8 protein-coding genes are annotated in these 14,193 nt (G+C 43.7%); all 8 read right to left on the reverse strand.

The features are described from left to right. Positions 1–134: 134 nt before the first annotated feature. Positions 135–1,796, reverse strand: coding sequence for a diguanylate cyclase domain-containing protein (locus QUA90_RS17835; protein ID WP_333446853.1), 1,662 nt, complete (start codon positions 1,794–1,796; stop codon positions 135–137). Positions 1,797–1,924: 128 nt separating this feature from the next. Continuing rightward, positions 1,925–2,377 carry a response regulator gene (locus tag QUA90_RS17840; protein ID WP_333446854.1) on the reverse strand — a complete coding sequence of 151 codons (453 nt, stop codon included), beginning with the start codon at positions 2,375–2,377 and terminating at the stop codon, positions 1,925–1,927. Beyond that, a complete protein-coding gene (locus tag QUA90_RS17845; protein WP_333209868.1) occupies positions 2,374–2,544 on the reverse strand; it encodes a hypothetical protein in 171 nt (56 codons plus the stop codon). The genes QUA90_RS17840 and QUA90_RS17845 overlap by 4 nt, the downstream gene beginning before the upstream one ends. Before the next feature lie 413 nt (positions 2,545–2,957). After that, positions 2,958–4,865, reverse strand: a complete 1,908-nt coding sequence (locus QUA90_RS17850; protein ID WP_333388791.1) for a PAS domain S-box protein — start codon at positions 4,863–4,865, stop codon at positions 2,958–2,960. After that, positions 4,866–6,806 (reverse strand): response regulator, encoded by a 1,941-nt coding sequence (locus QUA90_RS17855; protein ID WP_333446856.1) that lies wholly within the window; start codon positions 6,804–6,806, stop codon positions 4,866–4,868. It lies immediately after the preceding gene. 296 nt (positions 6,807–7,102) lie between these two features. After that, complete coding sequence (locus QUA90_RS17860) at positions 7,103–10,261, reverse strand: PAS domain S-box protein (RefSeq protein ID WP_333446858.1); 3,159 nt, start codon at positions 10,259–10,261, stop codon at positions 7,103–7,105. Next, positions 10,258–10,656 (reverse strand): response regulator, encoded by a 399-nt coding sequence (locus QUA90_RS17865; RefSeq protein WP_333446860.1) that lies wholly within the window; start codon positions 10,654–10,656, stop codon positions 10,258–10,260. Before QUA90_RS17865 ends, QUA90_RS17860 begins: the two co-directional genes overlap by 4 nt. Positions 10,657–10,716: 60 nt before the next feature. Then, positions 10,717–13,260 (reverse strand): CBS domain-containing protein, encoded by a 2,544-nt coding sequence (locus QUA90_RS17870; RefSeq protein ID WP_333446862.1) that lies wholly within the window; start codon positions 13,258–13,260, stop codon positions 10,717–10,719. Between the last annotated feature and the right edge of the window lie 933 nt (positions 13,261–14,193).

Below are 14,193 nucleotides of genomic sequence, written 5' to 3' on the forward strand. Positions count from 1 at the left end.
TTACTCCAGGTCACTCGATCACATCCCGCTGGCAGTGCACTCAGAAAATTATTATTCTGATGCCAAGGTCAACAATATGAGTTATGAGTTGTGAGTGAAAACTTAAACACTATCTTACAAATTACCTTCAACTTTTACATAAAAATTGGGGAAGATTCCGAATTACTGCTGGCGTGACAAATGCGATTTTTGCCTTCGGTTTTGGCTTGAAAAAGGGCGCTGTCAGCGCTGCGAATTAGGGTGTTGGGAGATTCCTGGGCAGAAGGAATCGCTGTCGCAATGCCGCAACTGAGGGTAACGTAGGGGCCGATCGACGATCGCGCGTGGGGCAGTTTTAAGCTGGCGATGCCGTCGCAAATTTTCCGGGCGACAGCGTTTGCCCCTTCGGCGCTGGTGTTGGGCAGCACTAGGGCAAATTCTTCGCCACCGTAGCGGGCCGTCAAATCCCCAGCCCGGTTGGTGGCGCTGGCGATCGCCCCCGCCACTTGGCGCAAACAATCGTCCCCGCCGAGATGCCCATAAAACTCGTTGTAAAGTTTAAAAAAGTCGATGTCAAACATAATTAAAGACAGCGGCAGTTCCTCTCTTGCCAATCTACGCCACTCTAAGCTCAAAACGCGATCGAACTGGCGACGATTGGCAATGCCAGTCAGTCCGTCAGTAGTTGCCAGTTGCTGCAATTTTTGATTGGCTATTGCTAGCTTGCGGTAAAGTTGAGATTGTTCGATCGCGATCGCCACTTGATTTGCCAAGTGCTGTAAAAAATCTATTTCCCACTGCTGCCATTCCCTGACACCGCTGCAATTGTATGCTGTCAGCATTCCCCACAAACTATTGCCATTTTCTGCGATCGAATCCGGCAAATTTTTACCCTGCGCCTGCGGTTTGCCACTCGCGTGGTGCCAGATATAATTTTCCGCTGCATCTTGATTGTTCTCGACTTCCCAAACAGTTGCTTCTTGTGTTTCTTTTGCCATTTCCCAGTCACCTGATTGCCAAATTGGCACGCTGATAACTGCTGCAATTTCACAATCTGTCAACAATTCTTTGCAACTGCCAGCCAAGGGGGCAGTGTTGACATCTGCTATTGCTTGTACCGACTGGGATTCGACTAAAACAAAGCATGACACCGCCAAAGCAGCATTAATATTTTGGTTTTCAATATAACCTTCTGGCAAACCGTCACCTGCGATGATCGCACCTTTTTGCTCTTCCCCGTCCAATTGAGACACCCAATCCTGACAGCGATAAATTAAAACGCGGTCTGTTTGGAGAAATTGGCGCACTTCTGCAACGGTACTTTGGAGAATGCTTGCCGGATCTATTGACGATCGAATATGTTCGATCATTTTGCCCAACAGCCGCTGTCGCAGAGCCTGCTGCCGCAATTGTTCTTCGATTTGCTGGCGTTCGATCGCGTAATGGATTGCCCGCACCAGCAGAGTTCGGTGAAATCTTCCCTTTACCAAACAATCTTGAGCGCCCCAGCGCAATACTGACCGGGCAATATTTTCATCGTTGATATCTGTCAGCACCACAATTGGCAATGTGGGCCATCGCCCTTTCAAAACTGCGATCGCCTCGCTTCCCTTTAAGCTGTCTGACAGTGACAAATCTAATAGTACGGCGTCAAACTTGTCTACTTCCAGACGCCCAACTCCTATCTGCAGAGACTTAACAGTTTGGAGAAGAAAGAGAGACTCGCTGAATGACCCTAGAAGGTCTTCGATCATTGTCGGATCTCCGAGGTCATCCTCAACCAACAAAATTTTCAGACATTGGTTACGTGTTAACACAACTATAGCGTTCGGAGCGAGTCGAAGGCAACTTTTTTGTTTTGAGAGCGATACTTGCGATCGGCAAATATTTCAGCTTATCAAATTCACTATACACTCAAACTAGGCATTTAGCGCTCCATTAAAGCTTACATATCTGGTGGGAGTGAAACGATCTCAAACCAATACTCACATAAAGTCTTCATGACTTCCAGCAATCCTTCAAAAGTTACTGGTTTGGATATGAAAGAATTGGCTCCCAAGCGGTAGCAAAGTAAGATATCTCCTCTGCGGTGGGAAGTTGTGAGCATTACAACCGGAATTTGTTGCAAATGGGGGTCAGCTCTGATCAAAGTTAGTGTTTCTCGCCCGTCCAGCCTCGGCATATTCAGATCCAAAAGTATCAAGTCTGGCTGATGCCAATTGCTGCTACCAAGATATTGACCGCGACGGTACAAGTAGTCTAGCACTTGTTCTCCATTTTCCACAAATTCGCTCGTAATTGCTAATGAAACTTCTCGCAGTGCTTCCTTTACCAAAAAGCGCGTGTCCTCGTCATCGTTTGCTATTAAAAGAGTAAATTTTTTCTTTTGATAATTCACGGCTTTGTCTCACTACGAACGTCTTTTGTGAGGTTGCGGGACTTTGAGCCGTGTCTGAGTACCTGCAAAGAATCTCTTACCATCATCCGGTAAATCTGGCTGAGAACACTAAAATTGTGTTGCAGTAATTTACCGTTTTTCTCTATTTGCAAAGGTTTGCGAATCATGCTTGTTTCACTTGGCAGTCTGTCCGAGAACCTGCAAACTGCCAACACATCACAAATCCTTCTCCGCGAACTACTAGGGAAACTATTGCATCCCAAAGGAAGATGCTCTGGATACACTTGAAAAAAATTAACAAGTCTTGCGCGCACCGCTGATTTATAAGTTGTGTAAGGATAGAGCTAATAGATTTATATTGATAGATTTATAGCTCGATGTCATCAGTGAATATGCTACACTTTATAAGCATTTTTGTAAAGAACAGATAAAGATATTTAAAGCTTAAGTAAAGGACGGCTGACCATCAAGCAATTTGCTCACAAGCCTCCGGATTCATCCGTGGGGTCGCTTTCTTAAAATCTAAAATCTAAAATATAAAATATAAAATCGATTGACTGCTTCAGGCGGACTGCTGACTTCACTTTGGTATAGGAATAGAAAAATAAAAAGTCGAGCCTCGATTGGGTTCTGATTCTACCCACAGGTTGCCGCCATGCCGATCGACAATTCTTTGACAAATCGCTAAACCGATACCGGTTCCCGAATACTGTTTTTGGGTGTGCAAGCGCTGAAAAATCTGAAAAATTCGCGGATGGTGCTGTGAGGCAATCCCAATACCATTATCCTGCACGGAAAACACCCAGCTATCCCCCTGACGCGAAGCGTCCACCTGCACCACCGGCGCCTCACTGCTGCGGTACTTAATGGCGTTACCAATTAAATTTTGAAACAGTTGCAGCAGTTGAAAACAGTCACCTGTTACCCTTGGCAAATCCCCCCTAGTAACAGAAGCTTGATTCTCGCGGATAGCCAACTGCAAATTAGCACAAGCATCCTCAAAAACCCGATTGCAATCTATGACATCAAAAGGTTTCTGACTGCGACCGACCCGCGAATACTCCAGCAAGTCATCAATCAGCGCCTGCATCCGCCCGCAAGAATTAACAATATTGCGGATAAATTTATTTCCTTGGGCATCAAGTTGGTTGGAAGAGCGTTTTTCTAATAGTTGAGCGTAGCCAGCAATCGTGCTCAAAGGCGCTTGCAAATCGTGAGAAGCCACGTAAGCAAACTGTTCTAGTTCGGCATTAGAACGAGTTAATTCTTGAGCGTAGCGGGTTTGAGTCTCTAAACTCTCTTGCAGCAATTCTTGTACCAGCTTGCGTTCGGAAATATCCTCGATCGCACAAATCAAATACTGCAGCGTCCCCTTGACATCGCGCATTGCCGAAACAGTAACATTTGCCCAGCGCACAGCTTCATCTTTGCATACCAAACGCTTTTCCACAGAAAAAGTTGGAATCTTCCCGGATAACAGCGAGCGCAGGTATTCTCGGTCCGCTTCTCTGTCATCTGGGTGAGTAATTGCCTCCCAATTTTGCTGTAACAATTCGGATTGTGCATAGCGGACAATTTGACAAAAGCCAGGATTGACCCGCATAAATTTACCACAAAGTGCGGTTTTAGCTATGCCTACCGCAGCTTGCTCGAATATCGCGCGGAAGCGTTCTTCGCTGTCTCGTAGGGCAATTTCTGCTCGTTTGCGATCGGTAATATTGCGAAATGTTACTGCCAGACCGTCGTTTAATTTGACCGCCACAATGTGCAGCCAAACAATTGGCTCTTGCTCCTGTTCGTAATAAAATTCTTGGTCTAGAGTTTCTCCTGTTTCTACTACAGAAACATACAAATCAAATAACCCGTTATTGCTAACTTGGGAAACTTTGGCTAACAAATTCTTGCCAACTATGTCATGTAATAGCAGACCATAAAATTTTTCAGCGGCAGGGTTGATCAAGAGCCACTGGAAATCTACAATATTTCCCTCACTGTTGCGGACAGCAGAATAGGCCACCACACAGTCTAAGGAACTATTTAATATGCTAGCAAGCAGCGACTGTGACTGTTGCAGTTGATAATTTTGTTCTTTTAATTGCTGTTGCAGTTTTTGCAAGCGGACTTGCTTGTCGATGCGTGCTAAAACTTCTTCAACTTGAAATGGTTTAGTAATATAGTCGGAACCTCCTACTCGAAAAGCTTGTAATTTATCGTTCATTTCATCTAATACGCTTAAAAAAATTACCGGAATTTGTTCAGTTTCTGGTGTCGCTTTCAGTCTCCGACAAACTTCATAACCGTTCATTTCTGGCATTCTAATGTCGAGCAAAATTAAATCCGGGCAATGGGCGATCGCAACATTCAACGCCAGTTGACCGCTAATAGCTCGGTAAACTTGATAGCCCTGGGATGTTAGCAGTTTGGATAAGAACCGCAGATTGCTTGGTTGGTCATCAACCACCAATACTTTAATTTCGCTATTATCCATTTATTTTAAACTCGATTGAGTTAAATCCATTATCTTGTCGAGTCGGTAATCGGCAAGCAAATCTTTTAAAGCCTCAGCTAAGGTTGGATGACTTTCCCAGATGCGATCGACAAGTTGAATCGCCAGCTCTTCATTAACATCATTAGCTGCGTCATGGAGTTCCTTCACCCAGCTTTGAGGCATCTGAGCCAGCAGCTCTCCGAAAAATGAATCGGGTTTTTCGTTCACGCCATAACGCCGTAAAGCCCCAACTGGGAGCCGGGGCAACTCTTGATAAAGATAGCGCACTCCCAAGTAGTAAGCCATCTTATCAAAGAGGATTTGTTCTTGAAAAGGTTTCCGCACAAAATCGTCGCAACCTGCGGCGATAATTTCGCCTTTTCTTTCCTCAAAAGTGCTAGCAGTCAGAGCAATAATTACAGTTCGTCGCTGACTTTGTTTCTCTTTAGCTCTAATTTGTCTGACAGTTTCAAAACCGTCCATTACTGGCATTCGCGTATCCAGCCAAATTAAATGAGGCTGCCAACTTTCCCAAATTTCAACCGCTTGGTAGCCATTTTCCGCTTCTCGGACTTCAAAACCAATTGGTTGCAACATTTTAACCAGCAGGAGCCGATTGTCTTGATTGTCGTCAACTGCTAAAATCCGATAAATTGGTTGATCTGCTTCTAGTGCGATCACCCGCTGCAATGTCGCCATGGTTATTTCAGACGAAATAGCGGCAAATACTCGGATATTAAATTTAAAACTTGTTCCCTCACCTAAAACACTTTTTACCCCAATATCCCCACCCATTATCTGCACGTATTTTTTAGTAATTGTCAAACCCAACCCCGTACCATCAGCCGCTTTTCTCCCCGCTTGTGTTTGCACAAAAGCATCAAATAAAGTATCAATTTCTGCTGCTGCTATGCCAATTCCAGTGTCTTCAACTTCAAACAAAATTAACAATGGCTCCACTGAGGTAGAGTTAGGATGGCTTTCAGATGCTGCCGGCTGTTGCTGGTTGCTTTCCACGCTCACGCGCAGCCAAATACGGCCCCCGTCCTCAGTAAATTTCATGGCATTTGCCAGCAGGTTAATTAAGCAAACGCGCAGCTTTTTTTCGTCAGTTTTTATATATTGGGGAACATTAGCCTCGACGGAAAATCTCAGTTGCATTTTTTTTGTTTCAGCTTTGATTTGAAACATTTCTTCGAGAGTGTCGAGGAGTTGATAGAGGTCAAAGCTGCGTTGATCTAAGCCAATTATCCCTGCTTCTATTTTCGACAAGTCTAAAACATCGTTAATTAGTTCCAGCAAATGTTGACCGCTGCGGTTAATAATTCGGAGATTTTCGAGATTTTCGTGGCTGAGCAAAGAGTCGCGGCTCATGACTTGGGTAAAACCAAGGATGGCGTTCAGGGGAGTCCGCAATTCGTGGCTCATGTTGGCAACGAATTGACTTTTTGCGAGCGATGCAGCAGCCGCTGCTTCTTCGGCTTTTTTGCGTTCTATTATTTCTTCTTGCAGTTCTTTATTGCGATCGAGCAATTGTTTTTTCAGCCTCTGGATAGTCAGTTGGTGTTCGATTCGTGCTAAAACTTCTGCTACATGAAACGGTTTTGTGACATAATCTACCCCTCCCACTTGAAAGGCGGTTAGTTTGTCCAATACTTCATCTAAAGCGCTGATAAAAATAACTGGAATTTCGGATGTCTTCGGATCTTCCTTGAGCTGGGTGCAGACTTCGTAGCCGTCCATTTCCGGCATTTTGATGTCGAGCAAAATCAAATCGGGACAACCAGAGCGCGCGGCCCTGATTGCCATTTTGCCGTTAATTACGCCGCGGACTTTGTAGCCCCGATCGCACAGCGTTGCTGATAAAACTTGCAAATTTTCTGGAGTATCGTCAACAATTAATATGTTGCCTTTATTTTCTTCTATTTGATTGTTGGTCATCGCTGGCTATTTTTTGTTAATTTAAGAAGTGTTGAAATTAGAAAAACTTGTTAAATAGTCACTATAGCACTCCCTCTTCAATCAACTGCTTTGATATTTACATAACTTATCGTAGTTGAGATTTTAGATTTGATATGTGAGATTAAAGAATTGGGAATGACTGATGATTAGCAGGGTGTGGAGCTTGGCTAGAGGTAAATTAGTCTATCGCCCGCAGGCGAGTTTACAAATAGGCGATCGACCTACACGATCAATAATCATGAATTTGCCCCTATTATACCTTCTTCTTTCATCCTTCAACAATTTCTAAACTCGTCAATCAAATCGATAATCCGATCGCACCGGAAGTTATTCGCCAAATCGGCGATCGCGCTGCGGAAACTAGCATTAATAGGAGGAATCGACAACAACAGCCGAAAAATCTCCTCGTTATCAACCGCATCTGCCGCAGAATACAATTCATCAACCCATTCAGCAGGCATAGCTTCCAAAAATGAAGTATTGAGCGTAAAAGCCAAATCAGCCGTTTCAGTTACCGTGGAAACCTCGGCGGACACCGCAGCATCAGAACTTAGCGAAGCTTCTCGATCATAAACATAGCGGACTCCTAGATACTTAGCCATCTTTTCCAGAATCACTTGCTCCCGAAAAGGCTTCGCTACAAAATCATCGCAACCAGCAGACAAAATCAGCGATCGCTCCTCATCAAAAGCACTTGCAGTCAGAGCAATAATCACCGTTGCTTGACCTTTCAAATGCGCTTTAATCTGTTTAGTAGCTTCGTAACCGTCCATCACCGGCATCCGCATATCCATCCAAATCAAATGAGGTTCCCAACTCGACCACATTTCCACAGCTTGAACGCCATTTTCAGCTTCCTGCACCGCAAAGCCAAGGGATGTCAGCATTCTGACCAACAGCAAGCGGCTTTCCAGGCGATCGTCAACAGCTAAAATCCGGTATTCTGGCTGTCCGGGTTCCAGACCCACCACTCGGCGAGCTGTTTGAGCCACCTGAATTTCCACGGCATTAGGGAGCGAAACTTTAACATCAAATCTAAAAATGCTGCCGCGACCGAGGGTGCTTGTTACCGTCATCTTCCCTCCCATTAACTGCACAAACTGTTTGCTGATTGGCAAGCCCAAACCGGTTCCTTCTTGAGCTTTTTTGCCGCTTTCTGTTTGCGCGAAAGGTTTAAACAAATTGTTCATTTCTTCCGCAGAAATTCCTGAACCAGTGTCTTCCACTTCAAATAGCAAAGAGCAATTCTCACTTGGCGAAATTCCTGGGGAAATTTTATTTTTTACCAGTTCATGCTTGAGTCTCAAATTAACACCACCTTCCGCAGTAAATTTAATAGCATTTCCGACTACATTTATCAATACTTGTCGCAACTTGCTTTCGTCAGTTTCTATATATTGAGGTAGATCTGCTGGGCAATCAAAAATTAACTGCAACCCTTTTTTTGCCGCTTGCAGCTTCAGCATATTTTCAGTATTTTTTAGCATTTTGTGCAAGTTGAAGGTGCTGTTATTAAGTGTCACCAGCCCAACTTCAATTTTTGACATTTGCAGAATATTGTTGATTAGAACGAGCAAATGTTCCCCGCTCTGGATAATAATTCCTAAGTATTGCTGTTGGTCGGCACCGAGGTCTGGGTCGCGGGCCAGCAGTTGGCTGAAACCGAGAATTGCGTTGAGGGGAGTTCGCAATTCGTGGCTCATATTCGAGAGAAATTCGCTTTTTGCCCTGTTCGCTCTGTCGGCTTCTTCTTTGGCTTTTTGCAGGACTATTTCAGCTTGTTTGCGTTCAGTAATGTCGCTAGCAGTGCCTGTTGTGCCGATAATATTTCCTTCAGCGTCCATACGCGCGATCGCCTTCGTATTTACATCAATCTTTCTGCCGTCTTTTCCTAATACTATGTTTTCGTACTGAAACACAGTTTTGCCGGTCAGCAAGCGCTGCTGAAGTTCCCATTTCCAGTCTATTTCTCCTGGGGCTAAGAAATCGCTAAAAGAACAGCCTAGCATTTCTTCAGGCTCGTAACCGTAGATTTGTTTAACTGCTTGGTTCACAAAAGTAAGGTGTCCTTCAGCATCGCAAGACCAGATAATATCTTGGGAAGTTTCAACTAAATGACGGTATTTTTCTTCGCTCTCTGCTAGGGCTATTTCTGCCCGCTTGCGGGGGGTAATGTCCATCAACGTTGTGAATAGTTTTGTCACTTTACCTTGTTGATTGACAACTGCTTCTCCTCTGGCTTCGATGTAGCGGATGAAGCCGGCTTCACTTGTTTGTGACTGGCAATTATCCGCACCCATTGTCGGTTCCAGCCGCAGGATTCGATATTCCAAACTGTAGGATTGCCCATTAGCAATAGCAGCGTCGATCGTTGTTTGCCACTTTTGTCGATCGTCCGGATGCACGTATTGCGAAAACTCAGTTAGTGTTGGCGCAGGTTGGGTTGGCTCGATCCCAAAAATCCGAGATAACTCTTCCGACCAAGTAGTTGTGTTGGCCGATAAATCGCATTCCCAATTACCCACACGGGCGATTCTTTGCGCTGCTGCTAAAGAAGCCGCTACAGATCGGAGTTTTTCTTCGGCTAATTTGCGATCGCTAATATCTTGAATCACAGAAATCACGCAGGTTTCGCCATGAATGTCAATGATTTCTGCTGACAGCAGCCCGGTTCTGAGTCCCCCTGTTTTAGTGCGAAAATCAAATTCATAGTTGAGAACAATTTTTTTTTCGTCTAACATTTTAAACAACTCAGCGCGGGCTTGTATATTTTGCCAAAGATTCAAATCAAGCGCCGTGCGATCGAGAATTTCTGCCGCCGAATAACCGATTGTCTGGCAAAAAGCCTCATTAATTTCTAAATAACGACCGTCATTAAGTCTGGTAATAGCAATCGGGTTAGGAGAAGAACGAAAAGCTTTAGCAAACTTTTCCTCAGACAAGCGCAGTTGTGCAGTCCGCTCCTCGACTAAAGTTTCCAATTCTTGATTTAGCTTTTGGAGTTGAGCATTTTGTTGCGCTAATTGCTTCTCCCTAAAATAGCTATTAATCGCTTCTTTTACCGTCAACTTCAAATCTTCTGACTGCCAAGGTTTCGATATGTATCGGTACAATTTAGCATATTTAATAGTATTCGCCACTGCTTCTAAGTCTGCTTGCCCTGTCAGCATAATTTTGATAGTTTTTGGCGAGATTCTGTGAATCTGCTTCAGTAATTCGTCCCCTTTGATATTCGGCATCAGATAGTCGGAAATCACTGCTACGATTTCGCAGCCCTCTGCCAGTAATTCCTCGATTAACTCTAAAGCATCTTCACCGCCTTCAGCGGTTTCTAATAAGTGTTCTTCCCCCAGGGTTTTTTTTAACTCAATTTTCAAACTTTCAAGAATTATCGGTTCGTCATCCACACAAATAATCACAGGTTTATTGTTCATATTTTTGTCCAACCAGATTTTATAGTTTCTACTAATTCTTTGCGTTCCCACGGCTTGTACAAACAACGGTGCAAGTTTGCTTGCTCTTTCACCCGTGCTATTGCTACTTCGTCTGCTTGCCCGGTCAGCATAACTTTCACAATTTTAGGATATTTTTGGTGAACCATAATCAAAAAATCATCTCCTTTAATCCCTGGCATTAACCAGTCAGATACTATGACTAAAATATCACTTTCATCTTCTTTTTGAATTTCCTCCATAATTTCCAGAGCTTCATCTGCATTTTCTGCTACTTCATAGAGGTAAGCATCCCCAAATTCTTTTTTAAGTTGAATTTTTAAACTATTTAAGACTACAACTTCATCGTCAACACACAAAATTACTGGTTTAGACATAAAACTTTACTTCTATTAAATTTTAACGATTGGGGTATTTCCCTCTTTTTTTTATTGCTATCAAGGGATTCCGACGGGCAAGAATATAGTAAATTTTGTTTGACCAGGCACGCTTTCTACTTGCAGTTCACCTTGGTGTTTTTCTAGAATTTTTTGAACTATATCTAATCCCAAACCGCTACCTTCCCCTGGAGGTTTAGTTGTGAAAAACGGCTCAAAAATTCTCGGCATAATCTCTGGAGGAATGCCGGGACCACTGTCGGTAATACTGACTGATATTGCGTTCGCTTGGTGTTTGACATCAATTTTTAACACGCCTTTATTGCCCATCGCTTGTAAAGCATTGTGAACTAAATTTGTCCAAACTTGACTGAGTTCATCAGGATAGCATAGCACAGAGGGCAAATTAGTACCATAGTTTCTGACTACTTCCACACCGTGTTTGATTTGGTAGTGGTAAAGCGTTAAAACAGTATCAATACCGTCGGTGATATTAGCGATTACTTTGGTACCCGACTGGTCGTAACGAGAGTAGCTTTTCAAAGCAAAAACGATTTTGGCGGCCCTATCCGTGGCGGTAGCAATATTTTTAGTGCTTTTTTGTACCGTAGCAAATTGGTAGGCGGTTTGTACAATATTTCGACTTTGGCTGTCTTTCAACAAAGGTAAAAAAGGTTCTACATTATTGCCGATGCCGATATCTAATAAAGTACAGGCAAGACTGGCAGCGTCGTCAATCTTTTCTGATTCTAATTGCCCCTGCAAAAGTTTTTTTAACTGACGTTTTTCTTTACTAGATAATGTATCTGTCTCTTGGCTGGACTTGTGTAGCAAAGCCAAGAAATCCTGCCGCCGTTCCGGGGATAGTTGTTGAAAAAATATCGGCAACTGCTGCAATTGTTCCGTCCAGAAGTCGGCGATGTTCTGCACAGAAGAGCGAATCGCCCCTAAAGGAGAATTTATTTCATGAGCAACTCCGGCAATTAACTGTCCGAGGGCTGCCATTTTTTCTGATTGAATGAGTTCTTTTTGAGTCCGCTTCAGTTCTTCTAAGGTATGAGATAACTCTGCATTTTTTTTGCACAGCGCTGACTCGGCTATTTTGCGGGCGTTGATGTTGCGGGCCACCCAAATGACTGCATCTTTTGAGAACAGAGAAATGCAGGCGGAAAACCAAATTTCGCGGTCACAAACTGTTAAGCTGTAGTCAAAATTGAGAGTTTGTTGTGTTTCTAACACTTGCTGAACTAACACCCACCAATCATCCGGGTTGTCGTCGTCAAAAAAATGTTCTATGGTCAAGCTGACTATATCACAATCTGGCTCAGAAGCCGCTGCCACATTCGTTGGCAAAACTTCTATGTTCCGCTGAATGTCTAGCACGAGAACGATGTCGGTCATCGCTTCAAAAACGGCGCGCACTTTCCTTTCAGAAAAGTGCAATTTTTCTTCTAGCAATTTTCTACCACTAATTTGTTGCTGCAATTCTTCGTTACTGGCTGCTAGTTGAACCGTGCGGTCTAGAACTCGCTGTTCGAGTTCGGTGTTCAGGCGGCGAACTTCAGCTTCAGCGGTAGTGCGGTCTTGTATTTCCTTTTTTAACTGACTGTTGGCATTAATTAATTCTAAAGTTCGCTGTTTGATTTGTTCTTCCAAATTATCATTTAATATTCGCAATTTTTCTTCTATTTCTGTTCTTCGCAACGCTTCTTTTTGCAATTCTTCGTTCATTTTGTTCAACTCCTGAATTTTGTCGGCAACTGTTTCCTGCAAAAGCTCGACATTTGCGTGCATTTCTACCGGATCTAAGGCCTGCAGCAGGCTAATTTCAGTCACAATTCCAGCTAAATATCCTTCCTCGTCCACCACCACCAAGCGCCGGATGCGGTGCTGCTGCATTAACTGGTGAGCCTGCCACAAGGTGGCTTTTACCTGCAACGGTATCAGCGGAAAACTCATCGCGGCGGTGACGGGAGTACCTGCGAAATCTAGTCCAGAAGCTTGGAATTTAACAATGTCGCGTTCTGTAATTATGCCCACAGGTTTCTGATTTTTGTTGTCGCTGTCAGTGCAAATGACTATGCAGCTTTTTCGCTGGGTTCTCATCTGTTTTGCGACTTCTAAAACTGAGGCGCTGCTTGAGGTAACTATTAATTGTCTAGTCATAATTTCTTCGGCACGCCACATTTTCAGCAAGTCTGCCGGTTTGAGGATTTTACGGATGCTTTCGCAGGTGATAGCGCCTAGTAAGTTCCCACCTTCGTCTAGGAGGGGTAAATGACGGATTCTTTTCGATCGCAATATGCTCAATACCTTGAAGATATTCCCGGCTTTATCGACGGAAATGGCGAGCGGGTTTTCAGTCATCACCTCAGAAATTGCTACCCCTGCTAGCGAAATACCGCTAGCAGTTATTTTCACAACATCGCGTTCTGTAAAAATTCCGAGCAATTGCTGCTCAAACGCGATTAAAATACAACTGGCACTCGCCTCAGTCATGGCAGCAATGGCGACTTTCAAGGGTGTGTCTGGAGGCAGCACCAGCGGTTTGGGGTCGATCGCCTGTTCTAGCAAGCTTTGGGTATCAGAAACTGTTGTTGACATGGGCAAATCAAGGGGGATAGATGCAGGCCGAACCGGCACTTCATACCATTTTAGATTTCCGATTTTAAAGTCGCGGTAGGCTAACCGCAATCCTGGTTTGACATCGGTCTAGAGGTGCATTTTTAGTCGCGCATTGGTATAATTTTTAGTGCGATCGCGCTAAGCGGCGATCGGAATTGACACCATACACGTCCTTTGACCGATAACTGATGTTACTTCTATGTTACCCGAATGTTTTTCCACACTTTTTTTAATAATCTCCCGTCCCCACCCGCTGCCTTCGTCGGCGGGTTTTGTGGTAAAGAACGGATTACATATTCGTGGTAAAATTCCCAGGTAATTCAGTTGCCACTGACGAGCAGGCTAGGATTTTCTGCTCTGACCTTTACTTTTAAAACTCCGCAATTCTCTATCGCTTGTAAACCATTGTGCATCCTATTTAGGGAAACTTGTTTGAGTTCGTCTGGATTACACAACAATTTAGGCAGTGTAGCTTGAGATTCTCTGACAATTTCTACTCGGTGTTGTAGTTTTTTAATCAAAATTTAATCGAGTTTCAATGGGTCATTAATAATGGCAATTACTTTTCTACCATACAGTTAGATCGAGAATATTTTTGAAACTAAAAATTACTTTTGTGGCTCTCTGTGTACCAGATGCTCTTCTTGGCAAGCTGTGAATAAATGGCAGAGACTATCTGACTGACTCAGCAAGTTAAGCACCCTTTGATGAAATATGTGATTGCAGTGCAAATTTATGGATTCCTTATGTTGAGCAAGCAGGATGCTCGATTCAGAAATTTCGCGTTTTATTTTTGTAAGTTATTGTCCTGAAAAATAGGAATATTGCGAGTTTTGGCACAATAACCGACAACTTCAAACTCAGCGTTTTGGAGAACACTTTAATAGCTTTCTAGGAACATTGGGCGACTTT

This window comes from Microcoleus sp. D3_18_C4, assembly GCF_036702355.1.
Lineage (GTDB): Bacteria > Cyanobacteriota > Cyanobacteriia > Cyanobacteriales > Microcoleaceae > Microcoleus.

Bases quoted from the DNA above. Each gene is read 5' to 3' on its own strand.
- QUA90_RS17865 (WP_333446860.1), bottom strand. From the start codon at position 10,656: ATGTCTAAACCAGTAATTTTGTGTGTTGACGATGAAGTTGTAGTCTTA.
- QUA90_RS17860 (WP_333446858.1), bottom strand. From the start codon at position 10,261: ATGAACAATAAACCTGTGATTATTTGTGTGGATGACGAACCGATAATT.
- QUA90_RS17845 (WP_333209868.1), bottom strand. From the start codon at position 2,544: ATGATTCGCAAACCTTTGCAAATAGAGAAAAACGGTAAATTACTGCAA.
- QUA90_RS17855 (WP_333446856.1), bottom strand. From the start codon at position 6,806: ATGACCAACAATCAAATAGAAGAAAATAAAGGCAACATATTAATTGTT.
- QUA90_RS17850 (WP_333388791.1), bottom strand. From the start codon at position 4,865: ATGGATAATAGCGAAATTAAAGTATTGGTGGTTGATGACCAACCAAGC.
- QUA90_RS17870 (WP_333446862.1), bottom strand. From the start codon at position 13,260: ATGTCAACAACAGTTTCTGATACCCAAAGCTTGCTAGAACAGGCGATC.